Annotated in this window: 20 protein-coding genes and 1 pseudogene; 8 read left to right on the top strand and 13 right to left on the bottom strand. The window is 72.1% G+C overall.

Annotated features, from left to right (window positions below):
- Nucleotides 1-38: 38 nt before the first annotated feature.
- The 3 genes from BLQ91_RS10525 to BLQ91_RS10510 all read right to left on the bottom strand — a co-directional run bounded on the left by BLQ91_RS10525 (nucleotide 39) and on the right by BLQ91_RS10510 (nucleotide 1738).
- Entirely contained in the window at nucleotides 39-794 is a 756-nt protein-coding gene (locus BLQ91_RS10525) for a DUF7662 domain-containing protein (protein ID WP_143022580.1), read from the bottom strand.
- 368 nt (nucleotides 795-1162) lie between these two features.
- Nucleotides 1163-1339: a CsbD family protein gene (locus tag BLQ91_RS10515; protein WP_090096525.1), complete on the bottom strand. Its 177-nt coding sequence runs from the start codon at nucleotides 1337-1339 to the stop codon at nucleotides 1163-1165.
- Between the two features lie 135 nt (nucleotides 1340-1474).
- Nucleotides 1475-1738 (bottom strand): ubiquitin carboxyl-terminal hydrolase 14, encoded by a 264-nt coding sequence (locus tag BLQ91_RS10510; RefSeq protein ID WP_176959657.1) that lies wholly within the window; start codon nucleotides 1736-1738, stop codon nucleotides 1475-1477.
- A 208-nt stretch (nucleotides 1739-1946) separates the two neighbouring features.
- Between BLQ91_RS10510 and BLQ91_RS10505 the strand changes: the two genes are divergently transcribed.
- From BLQ91_RS10505 to BLQ91_RS42555, 3 genes and pseudogenes are all read left to right on the top strand, one after another.
- Entirely contained in the window at nucleotides 1947-2519 is a 573-nt protein-coding gene (locus BLQ91_RS10505) for a TetR/AcrR family transcriptional regulator (RefSeq protein ID WP_090096523.1), read from the top strand.
- A gap of 20 nt (nucleotides 2520-2539) precedes the next feature.
- Nucleotides 2540-4486, top strand: coding sequence for an ABC transporter ATP-binding protein (locus tag BLQ91_RS10500; RefSeq protein ID WP_090096764.1), 1947 nt, complete (start codon nucleotides 2540-2542; stop codon nucleotides 4484-4486).
- Between the two features lie 79 nt (nucleotides 4487-4565).
- Nucleotides 4566-5180: pseudogene (locus BLQ91_RS42555) on the top strand (Type 1 glutamine amidotransferase-like domain-containing protein); the annotation flags it as partial.
- A 42-nt stretch (nucleotides 5181-5222) separates the two neighbouring features.
- Here BLQ91_RS42555 and BLQ91_RS10490 read toward each other — a convergent pair.
- Nucleotides 5223-5981, bottom strand: coding sequence for an aldo/keto reductase (locus BLQ91_RS10490; RefSeq protein WP_245733340.1), 759 nt, complete (start codon nucleotides 5979-5981; stop codon nucleotides 5223-5225).
- Between the two features lie 169 nt (nucleotides 5982-6150).
- On the opposite strand from BLQ91_RS10490, the gene BLQ91_RS10485 reads away from it, so the two are divergent.
- From BLQ91_RS10485 to BLQ91_RS10475, 3 genes are all read left to right on the top strand, one after another.
- Nucleotides 6151-7071, top strand: coding sequence for a LysR family transcriptional regulator (locus BLQ91_RS10485; protein WP_090096521.1), 921 nt, complete (start codon nucleotides 6151-6153; stop codon nucleotides 7069-7071).
- Nucleotides 7072-7235: 164 nt separating this feature from the next.
- On the top strand, nucleotides 7236-7739 hold the full coding sequence (locus BLQ91_RS10480) for a TetR/AcrR family transcriptional regulator (protein ID WP_090096520.1): 504 nt from the start codon (nucleotides 7236-7238) through the stop codon (nucleotides 7737-7739).
- A gap of 16 nt (nucleotides 7740-7755) precedes the next feature.
- Nucleotides 7756-8112 (top strand): hypothetical protein, encoded by a 357-nt coding sequence (locus tag BLQ91_RS10475; RefSeq protein ID WP_090096519.1) that lies wholly within the window; start codon nucleotides 7756-7758, stop codon nucleotides 8110-8112.
- Between the two features lie 3 nt (nucleotides 8113-8115).
- Here BLQ91_RS10475 and BLQ91_RS10470 read toward each other — a convergent pair whose 3' ends face one another.
- From BLQ91_RS10470 to BLQ91_RS10460, 3 genes are read right to left on the bottom strand one after another with little or no spacing between them, the layout of a single operon-like run.
- Nucleotides 8116-9027, bottom strand: coding sequence for a helix-turn-helix domain-containing protein (locus BLQ91_RS10470; RefSeq protein ID WP_090096518.1), 912 nt, complete (start codon nucleotides 9025-9027; stop codon nucleotides 8116-8118).
- A 50-nt stretch (nucleotides 9028-9077) separates the two neighbouring features.
- Entirely contained in the window at nucleotides 9078-9431 is a 354-nt protein-coding gene (locus BLQ91_RS10465) for a sigma-70 family RNA polymerase sigma factor (RefSeq protein ID WP_143022579.1), read from the bottom strand.
- 24 nt (nucleotides 9432-9455) lie between these two features.
- Nucleotides 9456-10052, bottom strand: coding sequence for a lipocalin family protein (locus BLQ91_RS10460; RefSeq protein ID WP_176959656.1), 597 nt, complete (start codon nucleotides 10050-10052; stop codon nucleotides 9456-9458).
- Nucleotides 10053-10178: 126 nt separating this feature from the next.
- Between BLQ91_RS10460 and BLQ91_RS10455 the strand changes: the two genes are divergently transcribed.
- Nucleotides 10179-11510 (top strand): TIGR01777 family oxidoreductase, encoded by a 1332-nt coding sequence (locus tag BLQ91_RS10455; protein WP_090096515.1) that lies wholly within the window; start codon nucleotides 10179-10181, stop codon nucleotides 11508-11510.
- Nucleotides 11511-11602: 92 nt separating this feature from the next.
- A complete protein-coding gene (locus BLQ91_RS10450; protein WP_425412460.1) occupies nucleotides 11603-12433 on the top strand; it encodes an ion transporter in 831 nt (276 codons plus the stop codon).
- Nucleotides 12434-12436: 3 nt separating this feature from the next.
- Here BLQ91_RS10450 and BLQ91_RS10445 read toward each other — a convergent pair whose 3' ends face one another.
- The 6 genes from BLQ91_RS10445 to BLQ91_RS10420 all read right to left on the bottom strand — a co-directional run bounded on the left by BLQ91_RS10445 (nucleotide 12437) and on the right by BLQ91_RS10420 (nucleotide 20810).
- Nucleotides 12437-13783 carry a PEP/pyruvate-binding domain-containing protein gene (locus BLQ91_RS10445; protein ID WP_090096514.1) on the bottom strand — a complete coding sequence of 449 codons (1347 nt, stop codon included), beginning with the start codon at nucleotides 13781-13783 and terminating at the stop codon, nucleotides 12437-12439.
- Nucleotides 13777-14373 (bottom strand): transcriptional regulator, encoded by a 597-nt coding sequence (locus BLQ91_RS10440; protein ID WP_090096513.1) that lies wholly within the window; start codon nucleotides 14371-14373, stop codon nucleotides 13777-13779. The genes BLQ91_RS10445 and BLQ91_RS10440 overlap by 7 nt, the downstream gene beginning before the upstream one ends.
- Nucleotides 14370-15437: a TetR/AcrR family transcriptional regulator gene (locus tag BLQ91_RS10435; RefSeq protein ID WP_090096512.1), complete on the bottom strand. Its 1068-nt coding sequence runs from the start codon at nucleotides 15435-15437 to the stop codon at nucleotides 14370-14372. The genes BLQ91_RS10440 and BLQ91_RS10435 overlap by 4 nt, the downstream gene beginning before the upstream one ends.
- 494 nt (nucleotides 15438-15931) lie before the next feature.
- Nucleotides 15932-18307, bottom strand: coding sequence for a bifunctional salicylyl-CoA 5-hydroxylase/oxidoreductase (locus BLQ91_RS10430; RefSeq protein WP_090096511.1), 2376 nt, complete (start codon nucleotides 18305-18307; stop codon nucleotides 15932-15934).
- Nucleotides 18304-19890, bottom strand: coding sequence for an AMP-binding protein (locus tag BLQ91_RS10425; protein ID WP_090096510.1), 1587 nt, complete (start codon nucleotides 19888-19890; stop codon nucleotides 18304-18306). The genes BLQ91_RS10430 and BLQ91_RS10425 overlap by 4 nt, the downstream gene beginning before the upstream one ends.
- Nucleotides 19891-19916: 26 nt before the next feature.
- Nucleotides 19917-20810 (bottom strand): acyl-CoA thioesterase, encoded by an 894-nt coding sequence (locus tag BLQ91_RS10420; RefSeq protein ID WP_090096762.1) that lies wholly within the window; start codon nucleotides 20808-20810, stop codon nucleotides 19917-19919.
- Nucleotides 20811-20818 lie beyond the last annotated feature (8 nt).

Raw genomic sequence — 20818 nt, 5'->3', positions numbered from 1 at the left:
AGAGGCGGTGCCAGGCCTCGCCGACGAGCAGCGGCCCGTCACTCCACCCCTCGGTCAGCGTTCAGGATGTCCACCGCGTCGTCGACGTAGGCCAGAGCGAGCACAGCGTGTTCTGCGAGAACGCGGGCCGTCTTGCGCGTCAGGGGCAGTGCGGAGCGGAGGCCGCCCGTTTCGATCTCGGCCTCGGTGGCCACGGACAGGCTGACCGTGCCGCCCGACGCCAGATGCCGGACGAGCTCGTCGTAGAGCCGCTGGCTCGTCTGCTGCGTCGGACCAGGATTGCGGTAATTGCCGGCGCGACGACGGAGGTTGTCGGTCTCGCCGACGTAGATTCGAGGCCTCCCCGTCAGGCCGTTCAGCGTCAAGCGGTAGATCGCGGCCACGCCGGGCAGGCTCGGGAAGACCAGCTTGCCGCCCGACAACCCGACCTCACCGGCGAACCTCCACATGCAACGCACGCGGACGTCCAAAGCGGGGGTGTCTTCGTCGAGAGGTAGTTCAACCGGCCTGACATCGCGCGGGCTCCGGGGCGAAGCGGCCGACGGAGCGGCATGTCGAGCGAACCGCACGCGGCGGCGGTGCAGGGAGACGAAGTCGACCGACCACCCGGCGCCGCGCCACGCCGACTGCTGGGACAACGTGCCGTTGGCCCACCACGCCCGGTGCTCGAACGCCGACGGCGGAAGACCGCCCACGAGGTCGGCGAGCTCGGCGAACGACAGCTCGACGTTCTCTCGACCGTGCCCGGCCGCATCCACGAGGTAGGCCGTCAGGGGTGCGTATTTGCCTGCCACCGCTCTCCCGTCACAGCAATCGCGACCTGGACGCGTGACAGTATTCCTGCAGAAAGGCGGAGAGCCGTCGGCAGTGAGAACGGGCTCGTCCGCTTTTGGAACCCGCGCAACGGCCGAGTCGTGGTGCCGGCCCGACGGCCCAGGTGGTGGCGGCGTTCTCGCCGGCCAAACCCTTGCCAGCCACCGGATTCCTCAACGGCGTCGTCACGTTGTGGGATGTGAGTCGTCCCCGGCAGCCGATCCCCGGCGGACTCGTCCGCCGGGGCCTCACCCAGGCCGAGTGGGACGCCGACCCCGATCTGCCGCCTTACGACTACCGGGTCCTGTGCTGACGTCCCACGCGGGCCTGGGTCCTCATCCCGACCTGCTCAGTCCTTCTTGAAGACGTCCTTGACCTTCTCGACGCCTTCCTTCAGGTGGCCCTTGGCCTGGTCGCCCTGGCCTTCGGCCTCCAGGCCCTCGTCGTCGGTGAGGGAGCCGACGCCTTCCTTGACCTTGCCCTTGAGCTGGTCGGCGTTGGCGTCGATCTTGTCGTCGGTGCCCACTTGGTCCTCCTTCGACGGCGAACGTTCCGGTGATCTGCACCCGGATGCCCTGCCCGGCGGGGCGCCAACCTTCGATCGGGCCACAGCTTCCCCACGCGACGGTCCGGCGGCGTGCGACGCACCCCGCCGCGAGGATCAGACGACCGCGTCGTCCACGAAGCACCAGCGCCAGTTCTCCCCCGGCTCGAACGAGCGGATGACGGGGTGGCCCTCGTCGGCGAAGTGCTTCGAGGCGTGCTTGGCGGGTGAGGAGTCGCAGCAGGCGACCTTGCCGCAGCCGAGGCACAGGCGCAGGTGCACCCACCTGCCGCCGGTGGACAGGCAGTCCTCGCACCCCTCCGGGGTGGAGGGAGCGGGGTCGGGGCCCAGCTCCGCTACGTGTTCGCAGGTTGTGGTCACGGCCAGACGGTACCTGCGGCGGGCACCGGTGTTCGGCTGGGCGCATGACGACTGCTGGTCGCGTCGCGCGGCCCTCGATCCTCACGGTGGGCGACGACACGGCCGTGTCACGGGCGGGGTGACCCGAAACAATTTGACGGAGTGAGCGCTCACTCCGCAGGATGGGCGCATGACACCAGCACCCGAGACCCGGCGCCGAGCGCCGGGCATGAGCGCCGAGGACCGGCGCGCCATGATCGTGCACGCGGTGCTGCCGCTCCTCGTCGAGCACGGCACCACCGTGACGAGCAGCCAGATCGCCCGCGCCGCGGGCATCGGCGAGGGCACCGTCTTCCGCGCGTTCAAGGACAAGGACGAGCTGTTCGACGCCTGCACGGCAGAGGCGTTCAAGCCCGACCACGTGCTCGACGCGATCGCCGAGATTCCCCTCGACCGCCCCTTGGAGGACCGCCTCGTCGACGCCGCCGACGCCCTCGGCGCGCACCTCGAGCGGATGGGTGCCCTGATGGGCGCTCTGCGCGCCTCCGGGCGGCTCAAGCCCCGCGACTCCGACCAGCGCGGTACCTGGAAGGGCGGGCGCCGCGAGTCGATGGCCGCCATCCGGGAGGCGCTGGCCGAGCTCTTCGCGCCCGACGCCGACCGCCTGAGGTTGCCGCCCGAGCAGCTCGCCGCCCTCTTCCTGGCCCTGCTGTCCGGCGGGCGCCGGACGGCGTCCGCCGACTCGCCAACCACGCGCCAGGTGGTCGACTTCTTCCTGCACGGCGCCGTGGAGGCCGGATGATGCCGGGCGGTGGGGGCGGCCTGGAGTTCGTGCTGAGCCGGCGCGGCCGGCGGCGGCGCGCCACGACGGTGCCGGACAGCGGGCTCACCGGGCCGGTCGACATCCCCGAGGCCACGCCGGAGGACGGGCCGAAGGACCTGCGCTCCCGGCTGAAGCGCGTGAGGACGTCCGTGGCGGGCACCGTCCGCGGCCTGCCGAAGGTCGCGAAGCTGACGTGGCAGGCGAGCCCGGTCCTGACCGTCGTCCTGGCGCTCATCACCCTCCTGTCGGGCCTGCTGCCGACCGCGACCGCCTACATCGCGAAGCTGCTGCTGGACTCGGTCGTCGCGGCGATCCAGGGCACCGGCACCACGCGCGACATCGTGGACGTCGCGCTGCTGCAGTTCGGCGTGCTGGCCGCGACCGCGGTCAGCAGCGCGCTGACGTCGATCGCGCAGTCGCTGCTGCAGGAGCGCATGACGCTGACCATCCGCCACCGGGTGATGGCGCACGCCAGCGACCTGCACCTCGCCTACTTCGAGGGCTCGGCGTCGTACGACGTGCTGCGGCAGGCCGCGCAGGAGGCACCGACGCGGCCGCTGTCGATGATGAACTCCGCGCTGGGACTGCTGCGGACGCTGATCACGTTCGGCAGCATGGTCGCGCTGCTCGTCTCGATCAGCCCGCTGCTGGCCCTGGTCGCGCTCGTGGCACCGATCCCGGCGTTCATCTCGCAGTCGCGGTACGGCACGCGGGCATTCTGGCTGACCTTCGTCATGTCGCCGATCAAGCGGCGCATGGACTACCTGTCCTCCCTGGTCACGACGGACACCTACGCCATGGAGACCAAGCTCTTCGGGCTCGGCCCGTACTTCGTCGACCGGTTCCGCCGGCTCGGCACGGTCTCCTACGAGCGGCAGCGGAAGCTCACGGTCAACCGCAACATCAGCTCGACGTCCTGGGGGCTGCTGAGCACGCTGGCCGGTTCGGCGATCACGCTGTACATCGCGCTCGAAGCGGTCGGCGGACGGCTCACGCTCGGCGACCTGGCGCTCTACACCGCCGCGGCCGCCTCGGTGCAGACCTCGGTGTCCGGACTGTTCACGGCGTTCTCGGGGATGTACGAGAACAATCTGTACCTCGACACGCTCTACCGGTTCCTGGACACGAAACCCGCGATCACCGCCCCGCCGTCGCCGCGGCCGGTGCCGTCCTCGGTGGAGGGGCACATCGAGTTCGACTCGGTGACCTTCGGCTACCCGGGCTCGGACGAACCGGCGCTCGACGACGTCAGCTTCGAGATCCGGCCCGGCGAGACGGTCGCGGTCGTGGGCCGCAACGGCGCGGGCAAGTCGACGCTGTTCAAGCTGCTCTGCAGGCTCTACGACCCGACCGACGGCCGCATCCTGCTCGACGGCGTGGACATCCGCGAGTACGACCCTGTCGAGCTGCGCACGCGGATCAGCGCGATGTTCCAGGACTACGTGACGTACCAGGGCACGGCGGCGGAGAACATCGGCCTCGGCGACCTGACCCGCCTCGAGGACCGGCCGCACGTCGAGGACTCGGCCCGCCGCGCGGGCGCCGCCGAACGGATCGAGCGGCTGCCCCAGGGCTACGACACCCCGCTCGGCCGCTGGTTCGACCAGGGCGTCAGCCTGTCCGGCGGTGAGTGGCAGAAGATCGCGCTGGCGAGGGCGTTCCAGCGCGAGGCGCCGATCCTGGTGCTCGACGAGCCGACGTCCGCGCTGGACGCGCGGGCCGAGCACGACCTGTTCTCGCGGCTGCGGGAGCTGTCGGAGGGCAGGACCACGCTCTACATCTCGCACCGGTTCTCCACCGTGCGGCAGGCGGAGCGGATCCTGTTGCTGGAGCACGGGAGGGTCGCCGAGTACGGGACGCACGAGGAGCTGATGGCGGCCGGGGCCGGGTACGCCGAGCTGTTCACGCTGCAGGCGAAGGCCTACCTGGACGAGGTGCCCGGCTGAGCCGGCGCCGCGATGAGTTCCGGCCCGGCCGGGGGTCTACCGGGACGTCCCCCTCCCCCGAACGTTCCGGAGGCCTGCCGTGAAGCTCCTGCTCACCGCGGGTGGCGTCACGAACCCCAGCATCCACTCGGCGCTCGTGCGGCTCCTGCGCAAACCGATCTCCGAGTGCCACGCCCTGTGCGTCCCGACCGCCCAGTGGGGCCACCCGCTGTGCGGTCCGGGATCGGTGCGCGGGTTCGTCGCCGCCGAGGCCGGGTCGCGGCACCTCTCCGGCCTGGGCTGGGCGTCGCTCGGCGTCCTCGAGCTGACCGCCCTGCCCAGCATCGGCCCTCAGCGCTGGGTGCCCTGGGTGCGGGAGGCGGACGTGCTCCTGGTCGACGGCGGCGACGCGACCTACCTCTGCCACTGGCTGCGGGAGTCCGGGCTGGCCGACCTGCTGCCCTCGCTGCCCGACACGGTGTGGGTGGGTGTGAGCGCGGGGAGCATGGTGCTGACGCCGAGGATCGGCACGTACTTCGTCGAGTGGCCGTCCGCACCGGACGACCGCACCCTCGGCGTGGTCGACTTCTCGATCTTCCCCCACCTGGACGCCTTCCCCACCAACACCCTGGCGCACGCCGAGGAGTGGGCCGCCGGCCTCGGCGTCCCGGCGTACGCCATCGACGAGCAGACCGCCATCAAGGTCGACGACGGCTCCGTCGAGGTGGTCTCCGAAGGACGCTGGAGGAAGTTCGGGTCACAGCAGCGCGGCGGGCCGGTCGAGGAGCGCGAAGTCCTCGTCGGACAGCTCGAGGTCGGTCGCGCGGACGTTCTCCTCGAGGTGGCGCGGGGAGGACGTGCCCGGGATCGGGAGCACGACCTCCGAGCGGCGCAGCAGCCACGCCAGCGCGACCTGCGCCGCGGTGGCGCCGAGCCGCCGGGCGACCCCGGCCACCGGTGAGCCCGGCCGCACGCTCGGCGCGATCGGCAGCCAGGGGAGGAAGGCGATGCCGTGCCGCTCGCAGTGCACCAGCACGTCCTCCCACCGCCGGTCGTCGAGGTTGTAGCGGTTCTGCACGCTCACGACCGGCGTGATCCGGCCGGCTTCGACGATCTGGTCGACGGAGACCTCGGACAGCCCGACATGGCGCACCTTCCCCTCGTCCTGGAGCTGCTTCAGCGCGCCGATCTGGTCTGCCAGGGGCACCTCGGGGTCGATGCGGTGCAACTGGAACAGGTCGATGCGGTCGAGCCGCAGCCGCCGCAGGCTCAGCTCGGCCTGCTGGCGCAGGTACTCCGGCCGCCCGAGCGGGATCCACTCGTCGCCGGGGTGGCACTGCCCGGCCTTGGTGGCCACGACGACGCCGTCCGGGTACGGGTGGAGGGCTTCGGCCAGCAGTTCCTCGTTGCGGCCGAGGTCGTAGGAGTCGGCGGTGTCGAAGAGCGTGACGCCGAGGTCTGCCGCGCGACGGGCCAGGGCGTGCGCCGCGGCCGGGTCGTGCGCGGGCATCCGCATGGCGCCGAAACCCAGGCGGTGCACGGGAAGGTCGCCACCGAGGACGAAGTGCCGATCGGAACGCACGGGATCTCCTTGCAGTGTCGGTTCGTTCAGGCCCCAACCCTGCCGACCCGGCTTTGCTAAGACAATCGAAACATTCTTAGCGCTACCGCGTAGCATCGCTGATGTGTTGAACCTCGAACGCCTGCGGACGCTGCACGCGGTGTCCACCACGGGATCGGTCCGCGGCGCCGCCGAGGCGCTGCACGTGACCACCTCGGCGGTGTCGCAGCAACTGGCCAGGCTGGAACGCGAGGTGGGGCAGCGCCTGCTGGAGAAGCAGGGCCGCGGCATCCGGCTCACCGACGTCGGCGACCTGCTCGCCGAGCACGCGGGCAGGCTGCTGCGCCAAGTCGAGCTCGTCGAGACCGACCTCGCCCACCACCGGGGAGCCGTGGCCGGAACCCTCGCCGTGGCCGCGTTCGCCACGGCCGCGCGGGGCCTCGTGCCGCCGATGCTGCACGCGCTGCGACAGCGGCACCCGGACCTGGTGGCACGGCTCGTGGAGCTGGAGCCCGTCGAGTCGATCGCCCAGCTGCGGCACGCCGACGTCGATCTCGCGGTGGTGCAGGACTGGCCCGAGGAACCTCTCGCGATCCCCGGCGGGCTCTCGTGCGCCCCGGTGCTCGAAGACGTCCTCGACGTGGCCCTGCCCGACCGGCACCCGTTCGCCGACCGGGCCGCGGTCACCCTGGAGGAGCTGCGCGACGAGGACTGGGTGGGCTGGCCCAGCGACGAGCTCTGCCACGGCTGGCTCGAGAACACGTTGCGCCGCAGCGGGATCGGCCGCCGGGTCCGGCACACCGCCTCGGAGCACTCCACCCAGCTCGCACTGGTGGCGGCGGGGCTCGGCGTCGCGATCATCCCCCGGCTCGGCCGCGGCCGGGCGCCGGAGGGCGTCCGGTTCGTGCCGCTGCTGCCGACGCCCCGGCGACGGGTGTTCGCGTTGTGGCGCGACAGCAGCACGAACCGCCCCGCGTGCCGAGCCGCGCTGCGCGCCCTGCAGGAGGCCGCGCAGCGGTGCGACCTCGGCCACGTGGCCGGCTGAGCCGCACCACTTCTTCGACGACGCGATCTCACGCGCCGCGCGCCAGGCGGAGGTCACCGGCCTGCTCCACCGAATGTGTCACCGGGTCCGGCCTCTGGCAGCCACCTCGAATTCGGGAACGATCGTTCTTGACTGATCGTTCCTGAATCGCCTAGGGTGGCCGCATGGGAAGAACGAGGCAGTTCGACGAGGACACCGTGGTGCGCGCGGCGGTGGAGCTGTTCGCCACCCGCGCCTACGACGGGATCTCGGTGGACGACCTGGTGACCCACCTGGGCGTGCACCGCAACAGCCTCTACAAGACGTTCGGCAGCAAGAAGGGCCTCTACCTGGTGGCGCTGCGCCGTCACGCGGACGACCACGTGCGTCCGCTGGCCGAGGCGCTCGGCAGCGCCGCCGACCTGGAGCAGGCCGCACGCCTGATCACGGCGGCGCCACTGGACCTGCTGCTGGTCTCGGCGGTCGAACGAGCCCCGTACGACCCGGAGGTCGCCGAGGTGGTCGCCCGGGCGTTCGGCGATCTCGACCGCGCCCTCGCCGGCCTGCTGCCCGATGCGCTGGCGAGCGCCTTCACCGCCGCGCTGCTCGGGGTGCGCCTGCGCGCCAGGGCGACCGGACCGTCCACAGAAGACCTCGCCGGGGCGTTGGCCCACCGGCTGGGCGAATGAGAACAGGAGAACACGAATGGCACGCGTCACCGTCCAGGACCACGACCTGGTGGTCACCATCGAAGGCCTGGACAAGCTCTGGGCCCTGAAGAGCAGCCTCACCATCCCGCTGCGCAACGTGCGCGGCGCCACGGTCGACCCCGGGATCGTCAAGCAGAGCAAGGGCATCCGCGCGCCGGGCACCCATCTGCCGGGCGTGATCACCGCGGGCACGTTCCACCAGGAGGGCGAAAGGATCTTCTGGGACGTGCGGGACGCCGCCAAGGCCGTGGTGATCGAACTGGCGGACGAGCGCTACGCCCGCCTGGTCGTCGAGGTCGACGACCCGCGCGTCACCGTCGCCCTGATCGAGTCGGCCACGCGCGGGTCGTGAGCCTCAGCTCCGCGCGACCGCGCACCGAAGAGCCGAGGCCAGCCAGAGCAGCTCTTCGGTGGCGTCCGGTGCCTTGCGTTGTCCCTTCACGCGGCCGACGAGCAGGCGGTACCGTTCCGCGCCCGCCTCGATCCCCGCTTCCAGGGCCCTGAGCACCGCGTCCGGCTCGGCGTCGCCGAACAGCGCCGAGACCAGTTCCGCCGCGCGGGGGCCGTCGGGGGCGACGCCCTCTCCCCTGACCTGGGCCACCCTGTTCACCACCTGCCGGGCCCACCAGATGCTCGCACCGGGCGGCGCCTGCCGCCCCGGTGACGGGGTGGTCAGGGCGAGGAAGGTCCTCATCCGCGCCCGGAAACCCTCGTCCTGCACGAGCTCCGCCAGTTCGACCCAGGCGTCCACCTGGTCGGGCGTGGGGTCGTCGGGCAGGTCGATGCCGAGTTCCCGCACGCGCTCGCGCAGCCGTGGTTCGAGGTCGAGGGGACCGAACACCTCGGCCTTGAAGTCGTCGATGATCTGGAGTCGTTCGGCGGCGGAAAGCCGTGCCAGCCGGTTCATCAGTGCTATCTCCTCAGTGGTGGATCCCCGTTCGGACACGGTGGACAGCACGGCACGGCTCACCTTGAGGGAACGGATCTGCGCGTCGATCGCCGCCACCTGCGCCGCGGCGACCTCGGCCACCGTGACCCGGCGTTCGAGCACGCGGCGCACGTCGTCGAGGCCGAGGCCGAGCTCCCGCAGGGTGCGGACGAGCTCGACGCGCGTGACGGAGGCGGCGTCGTAGAGCCGGTAGCCGCTCGCCGAGCGGCCCGCCGGCTCGATCGCCCCCTCGTTCGACCAGAAGCGCAGCGTGCGCGCCGAGACGCCCGTGCGGCGGGCGAGCTGGCCGATGGTGAGCAGGCCGGTGCTGGTGTCCATGCGGTGAATCCTGGACTTTGCAGCCGCTGGAAGGTCAACCGCGATTCGCGTCAGGCCGCCGGGGAGCCGGTCGCCCTGGCCAGGACCCAGGCCGTGGCCTCGGCGGAGGTGAGCGCCCTGCTCCGCCGCCGGAGGAGTTGCGGGGCGTCGCGCCAGACGCCGGTCCACGCGTCCAGCGCGGCCTGTTCGGCCACCGCCTCGCGCTCGGCCTGGTCACCGGCGCGCAGCCTGAGGAGGACCAGGCGGTAGAACGGGCCGGAGAGCAGGTCGTACACGCGGCCGAACGCGGTCCGGTCACCGCGGGCGACGGCGGCCATCAGGTCACCCAGGCCGGACGCCGGGGACGAGGCAGCGTGGGCGAGCGGGTCGTCCCGCACGCCGGTCGGCGGGGGTGGTGAGCTCACGAGGCCCTCGGCTTTCCCACGGCGCTACCCGGCCGGGCACAGCGGAACGGACTCCGGTGCACCGCCGTCCTGCGCCGTGATCTCGAAGTCGCACAGGTCGTAACCGTTGCGGAGCAACGCCGTCGTCATACCGGCGATGTCCTTCTTGGACGGAGCCGGCGTGCGCGAGAGCACGAAACCCGACCTTCGGTCCGGAGCACCCACCACGGCCCAGCGGTAGTCGCGGTCGAGGCCGATGACCCAGTAGGTCCCCGGCCGGTCGAAGTTCCACCCCTCGGTGGTCCGCACGAACGACACCTGCAGCTTCGACGTCGAACCAGGGCTCTCCCGACGTGCGCGGCCCTCCAGCGACGTCGTCCCGCCGTCCGCGCGCGTGCACGAGTTGACGACCTGCACCTGCCCTTGCGGCAGCAGGGTGTAGACCGCGTTGTCGTTGCGGGCGCACTGCGCCTGGAACGGTTGCGGGATCGCCGCGACCTGCACCCAGCGGCCCTGGTAGCGCTCGAGGTCGACCGAGCGCACGGGACGCACCTCGGCGCCCGGCGCCTGCGCCGAAGCCGGTGCGGGAACGAGGGAGAGTCCGAGCACGAGGGCGGCCGCCGGGGCGGTGAAGCGGCGCATGAGATCACCTTTCGCGTCTCCAGGGTCACTGCGGACAACGCTATGGCCGCCCGACGGCGTCTGCATGATGGCGAACGGGTGTTCTCCCGTTGAGCGTCCGGGCAGCGGCTCACCTAGCGTTGAACCATGTCGTTGATCTACTCGAGCGTCGTCGACGCTCCGCTCGACGAGGTGTTCGCGTGGCATGAACGACCGGGGGCGATCCACCGGCTCTCCCCGCCGTGGCAGCCGATCGGCGTGGTGCGGGAAGCGGAGTCCCTCGACGACGGGCGCGCCGTGCTGAGCTTCCCGCTCGGGCTGCGGTGGGGTGCGCGGCACAGCGGCTACGAGCCTCCGCACAGGTTCGTCGACGAGCTCGACTCCGCGCCGCTGCGCTGGGTGCTGCGCTGGACGCACTCCCACGAGTTCGCGGCCGAGGGCGGCCGGACGCGGATGACCGACCGGGTCGACACGCCCGTTCCGGCGGCCTTCCTGCGGCAGATGTTCGCCTACCGGCACCGGCAGGTCGCGGCCGACCTCGCCGCGCAGGCCGCCGCCCGCCGGGCCGGGGACGTGCCGATGACGATCGCCGTGACCGGCAGCGGCGGGTTCGTCGGCAAGGCGCTCGGCCCGTTCCTCACCACGGCCGGGCACCGGGTGGTCCGGCTGGTCCGCCGCGACCCCGCCGGACCGGACGAGCGGCGGTGGGACCCCGACGCGCCCGACCCCGGCCTGCTGTCCGGTGTGGACGCGGTGGTGCACCTGGCCGGGGCCTCGATCGCCGGGCGCTTCACCGAGTCGCACCGGCGTGCCGTCCGGGCGTCGAGGGTGGGGCCGACCAGGGCGCTCGCCGGGCTGGCCGCCGCCGCGGGCGTCCGCGTGTTCGTCAGCGCCTCGGCGATCGGGATCTACGGGCCCGACCGCGGCGACGAGGAGCTCACCGAGGACAGCGAACGCGGCGAGGGGTTCCTGGCCGACGTGGTCGCCGACTGGGAGGCCGCCGCCACCTCCGCCGCGACCGCGGACATGCGGGTCGTGACCGTCCGGACAGGACTGGTGCAGTCACCCGCCGGCGGCACGCTCAGGATCTTCTACCCGTTGTTCTCCACCGGCCTGGGAGGCAGGCTCGGCGACGGCCGCATGTGGCAGTCGTGGATCGGCATCGACGACCTGGTCGACGTCTACCACCGCGCCCTCTACGACACGGCGGTCTCGGGCCCCGTCAACGCCGTCGCTCCCGGCGCGGTCCGCAACAGCGCCTACACCGCCATCCTGGCGAAGGTGCTGAGGCGTCCCGCACTGCTGCCGGTGCCGGCGTTCGGGCCGCGCGTGCTGCTGGGCGAGCAGGGTGCCGGGGAACTGGCCGAGGCGAGCCAGCTCGTCCGGCCCGCGGCGCTGGCGGAGCTCGGGCACCGGTTCCGGTACCCCGAGCTGGAACCGGCGTTGCGGCACCTGCTCGGGCGGGTCCCGAACGCGTAGCGCGCCGGCCGGAGCCCGCGTGCGGAGGTCACCGGCGCGGGCAGCGTCCGAACGGGCGAAGCGACCGGCGACGGAGGTCACTCGATAGGTTGATCTTCGTCCGCTCCGCCTTCTCGCCGCGCCAGGAGTTCCCGTTGATCCCGAGTGGTCGGCTGCGCGTCCTGGTGGACGCCCCCTGGTTCACCAAGGTGATCACGGCGGTGATCCTGGTCAACGCGGTGACGCTCGGCGCCGAGACCTCGCCGGAGCTGATGGCGTCGTACGGGGACGTGCTGCACCTCGTCGACCGCTTGGCGCTGACCGTGTTCGTGGTCGAGCTGGCACTGCGGTTCGGCGCCTGCGGCAGGGACTTCTTCCGCGACCCGTGGAACTGGTTCGACACGATCGTCGTGGGCGTCACGCTGCTCCCGGCGTCGGGGATGTTCTCGGTGCTGCGCGCCCTGCGGGTGCTGCGGGTCCTGCGCCTGGTGTCCGTCGTGCCGAGCATGCGCCGGGTGGTGTCCGCGCTGCTGACCGCCTTGCCGGGCATGGCGTCCATCACCGCGCTGCTGGCGCTGGTGCTCTACGTGTCCTCGGTGATCGCCACCAAGCTGTTCAGCGGTGTCGCGCCCGGGTACTTCGGCGACCTGGGCGACTCGCTGTTCACGCTCTTCCAGGTCATGACCGGCGAGGCGTGGTCGGAGGTCGCCCGGCACGTCATGGCCGAGAAGCCGTTCGCGTGGATCTTCTTCGTCGGCTACCTCGCCGTCACGACGTTCACCGTGCTCAACCTGTTCATCGCGGTCGCCGTCAGCGCCATGCAGACGCAGATGGCCGAGGAGCACGCCGAGCACGACCGCGAGGAGATGGCCGCGACGATGGAGATCCTCACCGAGGTCCGGAGGCTGCGCGAGGACGTCGAGGCGCTGCGGTCCAAGGCCTAGGTGTCATCGCCGGTGGAGCACCGCGTGTGCTGCTTCGAGCCGCGCGGCCTCGTCGCGCTCCGAGCGGTCACCGGACACCTGGTCCGCCCACTCCAGCAGGCGGCCCAGGTGCGCGTCCGCCGCACCCGTGACCACGCGCGGCGTGCCGAGGACGACCTCACCACCTGTCCCGTCGAGGCCGATGACCGCGCCGGCGCCGACCTCGTGCCCCCGCACGGAGACCGAGTGGGCGCCGACGACGAGGTCGGTGACCCCCACGACAGCGGGTTTGCCCATCGACCGCGCGACCACAGCGGCGTGGCTGGCGGGCCCACCCCGCGCCGTGACGATGCCGGTCGCCGCCGCCAGCCCGCGGATGTCCTCGGGTGACGTCTCGGGCCGCACCAGCACCACCGGCTCGTCCGCGGCCATCCGCACCGCCGCGTCGGCCGTGAGCGCCACCCGCCCGGCCGCCACGCCGGGACACACGCCCAGGCCGCGGGCGAGGACCTCCGCACCGGGTGCGATCCGGGGCGTGCGGACGTGCGCGAGGTGCTGCGCCGACACCCGCAGCAGTGCTTCTTCCCGCTCGATCGCGCCTTCGTCGGCGAGGTCGGTGGCGACGCGCACGGCGGCGGCCCCGCCGAACCTGCCCCGCCGCACCTGCAACAGCCACAGCACACCCGACTCGAAGGTGAACTCGACGTAGCAGGCGTCGCGGTAGTGCTCCTCGATCCTGCCGAACGCGTCGCGCAAAGCCCGCCACACCAACGGTTCTCGTTCGGCCAGCGCCTCCAGCGGCAGCGTCAGCGACCGGCCGGAGACGACGGCGTCGCCCTGCTGTCCGAAGAGGACCTCACCGGACGGCACGTTCTCGCCGGTGTTCGGGTCCCGGCTGAACGCGACACCGGAGCCGCTGCGCTCGTCCCGGTCGCCGAACACCATCTGCTGCACCACCACGGCGGTGCCGAGGTCGTGCGGGATGCCGTTCAGGGTGCGGTAGGTGCGTGCCCTGGGTGTGTTCCACGAGGAGAACACCGCCTTCAGCGCGTCCTCGAGCGCGTCGGGAGCCGGGCGCAGGTTGAGGACCGTGTCCATCATGCCGGGCATCGACACCGCCGCCCCGGACCTGACCGACACCACCGGCGGCAGCGTCGCGGCGGCGAGTTCGTCGCGGAGCCCGTCCGGCAGCCGGCCGTCGCGCAGGAACGCCCGGCACGCCGCCGTGGTGACGACGAACCCGGCGGGTACCGGCAGCCCGAGCCGGTGCAGCACGACGAGCCCGTGCGCCTTGCCGCCGATCACCTCGGGCGGTTCGTCGAGGTCGGCGGACAGCCGCCTCACCCACCGCGGCGCGTCGTGGCTCACCACCGCTGGATCCCGAGAGTGGCCAGCAGGTCCTCGTGCAGCTCGGCCCACACGGCGTGGAACGACCCGATCTCGTCGGCCACGTACCCGAGCTCCCCGGCCCGCGCCCGGCCGAGGGCCTGCGCGAGCCTGTCCTCGTAGCGCGCGAAGCGGGGCAAGGCGGTGGACAGCGCCGCGATGACCTTCACCGCACGACCGTGGAAGTCCTCGAAGAGCCCGAGGACGCGGGCGTCGTAGGTGGCGTCGCCGTGGTCGTTGACGGTGCCGTCGGTGGACCGGATCTGCCACGCCGTGCACAGGTCGAGCAGCTCCGGGTTGAGCACGAGGAACTGGTCGAACGCCTCCGCGAGCTCCCGGCGCGTGCCGGCGGCGTCCAGCTCGGCGGTGGTCCGTTCGAGGTCGGCAGCCTTCCCGGACGCGGTGAGCGCCCAGCCGCCGAACTCCCGGTGGTGTGTGACGAGACCGGCGACGGCCAGGTCGATCAGCTCGGACTCCACCTCGGCCTCGGACAGCCCCGTGAACGACGCGACGCGCGCCAGCCCGGCCGCGCCCACGCAGCGCAAGGCGTGCAACACCAGCAGGTCGTGGCTCACGGCATGGCCTCCCGCCTGCGCACACCCACCGCGTGCGCCGCGCCCCGGCCCAGCGCCCGAGCGGTGACGGCACCGTTCCGAACCTCGACCGCGGCTTCGGTGTCGTCACCGGCGCCGGCGATCCCGAGGGCCGCCGCGACCACCGCCTCGTCGTCGAGCACCAGGCGGACCCGGGCGAAGGCCTCGGCGGCGAACACCCTCCGCAGGCAGCTCACGGCGTCGGTCACCTTGAGGCGCACGAGGCGGCCGGTCTCCTCCGGATCGCTCGTCACGACCACGAGCGTGACCCGCTTGCCGGACCTGACGCCCTCTTCGGCTGCACCGAGCCGGTTCGCACCGAGCACGACGACGAGCCCGTCGTCGAAGTCGACCTCGACGCCGCTGATCTGGTCGACGAGCCCCGTGGGAGCGGTCCACTCCTCGCTGCACGTGCGCGCCGGGGCGACGTACGGCAGGTGCGGCGGCGACCACGTGTCCGTGAGGTCGATGGTGGCCAGGTGCCGGCACGCGAGCGCCACGTCGAACGGGTCACCGAAGCCCGGCGCCGTCTCCGCCCGGTGGCCGGCACCGTCGAGCAGCGTCAGCGCCAGCTCGGCCAGCCGCACGTGCCGGTACGGCGCACCCCGCTCGAGCCCGACGGCCAGCAACAACGCCTCCAGCCGCGCCACCTGCGCGAGCACGGCGGGCCCGTGCTCGTCGTCGAGAACGCCGTCGAGCGACCGCAACTGCAGCCGCCCGCCGGACAACGTGCCGGTGGTGAGCGGCAACCGCTCCAGCCACACCCTGGCGAACACACCCAGCGCGTCCAGCCGCGACGACGGCGAGACCGTCGCCCGTGGCTCCCCCTCCGCCGACCTCTCGATCAGGTCGATCAGCACCGCCAGGTACAGCGCGCGCTTGCTCGGGAAGTTGGAGTACACCGCCCCTCGCGTGAGTTCAGCCCGCTCGGCGATCCGGTCGACCTTCGCCTGCACGAAACCGCGCTCGGCGAACTCCTCCCTCGCCGCGGCCAGCACAGCGGCACGCGTGCGCGCCTGCTGCTGCGCTCTGGTCAGCCGGACCATGACCGCTCCTCTCGGACGCCGATTTCAGATGATGACATCATCCAGATTACATCAGCGTCTGAGTTGAGCTGCTGGCAGGTGGACCGCTTGGGAAGCGCGGAGGGGTATCGGCGCTGAGGTGTATCAGCGGTGAGCGCCTCAGCTTCTGTGACGCGACGGTCGGTCGAGGTGCGAGCAGCCCGCTTGTAGGAATGTCAACATTCCTACAAGTGTTGGGCGGCCCAGGTCATCAGCACCCGCTTCGGAACTGGGAGTGGGACCCGCCGTGGCCCGCGGACCACGCGCCAACGCCAGCCCGTACCACCCACCACGTCCGCACACGCACCGAAGGCCCGCCCCGCACGCGCACATCACCGCTCCGTGCCAGCCCTGACCCGCCCTTCGCCGCCACGCCCCACACGCTGCCTGCGACGCCACCACCCGAGCGGCCGCTCAAGCGGCCACTTGAGCAGCCATCCTCTGCCGACCGCTCTTCGCCGCCAGCCCCAACACCCCTACCCGAGGGCCGCCGGTTCGCGGTGCGGCCTCCACCGCAGGTGCACGGCCCGATCCGGCGGGTCCGCCCGCAACAGCGACAGTCGCGGCCGGACCGCGTCGGTGCGCGAGGCCGGCGGTTTGCGGCTGCCGGCCCGGTACTGGACCGGCCAGTCCGCGCCGGGGCCGCGGTGGTCCTGGTCGGCGGCGGCGTGCAGGGTCCAGTGCGGGTCGTAGAGGTGGGTGCGGCCGAGGGCGCACAGGTCGGCGCGGCCCGCGAGCAGGATCGAGTTGACGTCGTCGTAGGAGGCGATGGCGCCGACGGCGATCACGGCCGTGCCGGTGGCGGCGGCCACCTCGTGGCGGATCCGGTCGGCGAACGGGGTTTGGTACGAGCGGCCGTAGGCCGGGCGTTCTTCGGCGGTGACCTGGCCGGACGAGACGTCGATCGCGTCGGCGCCGTGGGCGATGAAAGCTTTGGCGATCTCCACGGCGTCGTGTTCGGTGTTGCCTCCTTCGGCCCAGTCGGTCGCGGAGATGCGCACGATCATCGGGCGCTCGGCCGGCCACGTCGAGCGGACGGCGTCGAACACTTCCAGCGGGAAGCGCAGGCGGTTCGCCAGGGAGCCGCCGTAGGAGTCGGTGCGCCGGTTCGCGATCGGCGAGAGGAACGACGACAGCAAGTAGCCGTGTGCGCAGTGCAGTTCGAGCAGGTCGAAGCCCGCCGAGGCGCCTCGGCGGGCGGCGGCGGCGAACTCGGCGGTGATCCGGTCCAGGTCCTCGCGGGTGGCTTCGGACGGGACGGCCGACCCCGGGCCGTAGGGCAGGGCCGACGGGCCGACGACGTTCCAGCCGCCGTCGGGCAGCGGCTCGTCCATGCCCTCCCACATCAGGCGCGTCGAACCCTTGCGGCCGGAGTGGCCGAGTTGCAGGCCGATGCGGGCGGTGCTCCTCTCGTGGACGAACGACACGATGCGTTCCCACGAGTCGCGTTGCTCGTCGGTCCACAGGCCGGTGCAGCCGGGCGTGATGCGGCCCTCTTCGGATACGCAGACCATCTCGGTCATCACCAGGCCGGCGCCGCCCATCGCCTTCGACCCGAGGTGGACCAGGTGGAAGTCGCCCGGCACGCCGTCCACGGCGGAGTACATGTCCATCGGTGACACGATCACGCGGTTCTTGAGCTCCAGCTGTCCCAGGCGGAACGGCTGGAACATCGCGGGCACGACGGTCTCCGAGCCCTGCGAGGCGGCGAACGCGGCGTCGACGCGGTCGGCGAACTCCGCGTCGCGGGTGCGGAGGTTGTCGTAGGTGATGCGGCGTGAGCGCGTGAGCAGGTTGAAGCAGAAGCGGGTCGGCTCCTGGTCCGCGTACATGCCGATGTTCTCGAACCACTCCAGCGACGCCTGGGCCGCGCGTTGCGTCGACTCCACGACGGGACGCCGCTCGGCCTCGTAGGCGGTCAGCGCGGCCTCGACGCCGGGGTGCTCGTGCAGGCACGCGGCGAGGGCGAGCGAGTCCTCCATCGCGAGCTTCGTGCCGGAGCCGATCGAGAAGTGCGCGGTGTGCGCGGCGTCGCCGACCAGGACGAGGTTGCCGTCGTGCCAGCGTTCGTTGCGCACGGTGGAAAAGCTGAGCCACTTCGAGTTGTTCGCGAACAGCTGGTGCCCCGCCAGTTCCTCCGCGAACAGCTCGCGAATCCGCTCGACGGCGCGGTCGTCCGAGACACCGGGCGGGAACTCCTCACCGGTGTCGAACCCGGCGCGGCGCCAGACGTCCTCGTGCATCTCGACGATGAACGTCGACCCGGTTTCCGAGTACGGGTAGCCGTGGACCTGAATGGTCCCCCACCGCGTGACTTTGACGAAGAACTGGAACGCCTCGAAGACCAGGTCCGTGCCGAGCCACATGTACCTGTTGCTCCGACGGTCCGCAGTGGAGCCGAAGACGTCCGCGAACGCCTGACGCACCACCGAGTTGGCGCCGTCCGCACCGACGACGAGGTCGTACTCGGAGCGCAGGAGCTCGACGGCGGGCGCGGGCGTGGAGAAGCGCACGGCCACGCCGAGGTCGCGGCACCGCTGCTGGAGCAGGCGGAGCAGCTCCTTGCGGCTCAGGGCGGCGAAACCCTGCCCGCCGACGGTGTGCGTCTCCCCGCGGTGGTGGATGTCGATGTCCGTCCACCGCGCGAACCTCCGCGCCATCGCCTCCGCGAACTCCGGGTCGGCGTTCTCGATGCCGCCCAGCGTCTCGTCGGAGAACACCACGCCGAAACCGAACGTCACGTCCGCGGCATCGCGCTCCCAGATGGTCACGTCATGCAACGGGTCGAGCTGCTTCACCAGTGCGGCGAAGTAGAGGCCACCGGGGCCACCACCGACGACGGCGATCCTCATCGCGGCACCTCCTCCTCGACGATCCTGCGGAGCGCGAAGCGCTGCAGCTTGCCGCTCGCGTTGCGCGGCAACGAGGTCCGGAACCGGACGTCGCGCGGGTACTTGTACGGCGCGATGGTCCGCTTCACGTGGTCCTGGATCTCCCTGATCTTGGCGGCGTCGCCCTCGACGCCCTCGCGCAGCACGACGAAGGCGCACACGACCGAGCCGCGCTCGTCGTCGGGCTTGGCGACCACGGCCGACTCCAGCACGTCGGGGTGCGTGTCGATGGCCTCCTCGACCTCCGGCCCGCCGATGTTGTACCCGGATGACACGATCATGTGGTCGCTGCGGGCGTGGTAGTGGAAGTAGCCGTCCTCGTCGCGGTGGAAGACGTCGCCGGTGACGTTCCAGCCGTTGACCACGTAGTCCTCCTGCCGCGCGTCGTCGAGGTAGCGGCAGCCGACCGGCCCGATGACGCCCAGCCGCCCCGTCTCGCCGGGTTCGAGCTCCTCCCCGCCGGGACCGAGGACGGTGGCGCGGTAGCCCGGCACGGGCCGGCCCGTCGCCCCGGGCCGGATGTCGTCGCCGGCGGCGGAGATGAAGATGTGCAGGAGCTCCGTGGCACCGATGCCGTCGACCACGCGGAGCCCGAGCCGGTCGTGCAGCCGCTGCCAGGTGTCCCGCGGGATGTGCTCGCCCGCCGACACCGCGACCCGCAGACCGCGCAGCTTCTCCTCGGCGCCGTCGCGCAGGATCGCCTTGTACGCGGTCGGTGCCGTCGCGAGCACCGTGACTTCCTGCTCCACCACCAGATCGGCCACCTGGGCGGGCGTGGCCGCCTCGGTCAGCAGGGCGCAGGCGCCCGCTCTCAACGGGAACACGACGAGCATGCCGAGGCCGAACGTGAAGGCGAACGGCGCCGTGCACGCCACCAGGTCGTCCGGCACCAGCCGCAGCACGTGCCGGCCGAAGGTGTTGTCGATGGACAGGACGTCGCGGTGGAAGTGCGCGGTGATCTTGGGTGAGCCGGTGCTGCCGGACGTGGGCGCGAGCAGCGCCACGTCGTCGGCCGCGGTGTCCACGGCGGTGAACTCCCCCGGCCTGGTCGCGGCACGCGCCCGGAGGTCGTCGTGGTCCACGACGGTCAGCGAGGGCAGGGCTCGGACGTCCTCCGCGAACCGCCCGTCCACCAGCGCGAGGAACGGACGGGTGCGCTCGACGATCGGCTCGAGCTCCCGCGTCCGCAGCGCGGCCGTGGTCGTCACCACGACACCGCCCGCCTTCAGCACGCCGAGCCACGCCGCCACGGTCCAGGGGTTGTTGGGCGAGCGCAGCAGGACCCGTTGTCCCGCACCGAGACCGAAGTCCTCGACCAGCACCTGGGCCACCTGGTTGGCTCGGGTCAGCAGCTCGCCGTAGGACCACACCTCCCCCGCCGGCGTGCGCAGCGCCGGCCGGTCGGGGCCGAACCGCGCCACCGGCACGTCGACCAGCTCGGTGGCGGCGTTGAGCCGGTCCGGGTACCGCAGCTCCGGCGTCGTGAACTCGATCGTCGGCCACAGCGCCGTGGGCGGGAGGTGGTCGCGGGCGAAGGTGTCCATCGGTGAGTCCTTCCGCGGGCGGCGGGTCAGGAAGCGCGGATCATGCCCTCCTGGGCAACGGTCGCGATGTGCACACCATCGCGGGTGAAGAAGCGGCCGTACCCCAGACCGCGGCCCGAGTCGGCGGCGACGGCCTCCTGCACGTAGAGCAGCCAGTCGCCGACCGGGCTCTCGCGGTGGAACCACATGGCGTGGTCGAGGCTCGCGGTGACGAGGCCCGGCCTCGCCCACGGCAGGTCGAGCACGCGCAGGACCGGCTCCAGGATCGTGTAGTCGCAGACGTAGGCGAGGGCGGCCAGGTCCCGTTGCGCCGCGGTCAGCCCCTCGACGGGGCGCAGCGGGTCGAACGGCTTCACCCACACCGCCTGGCGCGGGACCTTCTCGCCCTCGACAGCGAGGTAGACCGGGCCGGGAACGTGCCGCATGTCGAAGCTGCGGCCACCCGACCAGTACGCCTTCGACTCGCCGGTCATGGTGCCGCCGCCGCGCGCGGCGAGGAAGTCCGCCGAGCTGGGCAGGTCCTCGGGACCGGGCACGTCGGCGGCGACCTCGGCCCGGAAGGTGCCGCCCGGCTCGCCGGCGGCGAAGTTCGCCAGGCAGGTGTAGAGGGGTTTGCCGTTCTGGTAGCCGCGGACCTGCCGGGTGCTGTAGCCGCGGCCGTCGCGCAGCAGCTCGACCTCGTACCGCACCGGGGCGCCGATGTCGGCGGGGCGCAGGAAGTAGCTGTGCATCGAGTGCACGGTCTTGCCGTCGGAGACCGAGCGCATCGCGGCGGCCACCGCCGCGGCGACCAGGTCACCGCCGTACGCCTTGGGCCACGGGCAGGGCTGGGTGACGGCGGTGAAGGCGAGGTCGAAGTGCTCCGGCTCGGCCTGCTCCAGCGTGATCGCCGACGTGAAGATCTCGGATGTCGCGAGCATCCCGGCGG

It is taken from the genome of Lentzea jiangxiensis, from assembly GCF_900104175.1.
Taxonomy (GTDB): Bacteria; Actinomycetota; Actinomycetes; order Mycobacteriales; family Pseudonocardiaceae; genus Lentzea; species Lentzea jiangxiensis.
Note: the sequence above shows the minus strand (reverse complement) of the source record. Positions and strands in the feature narration are given on the sequence as shown.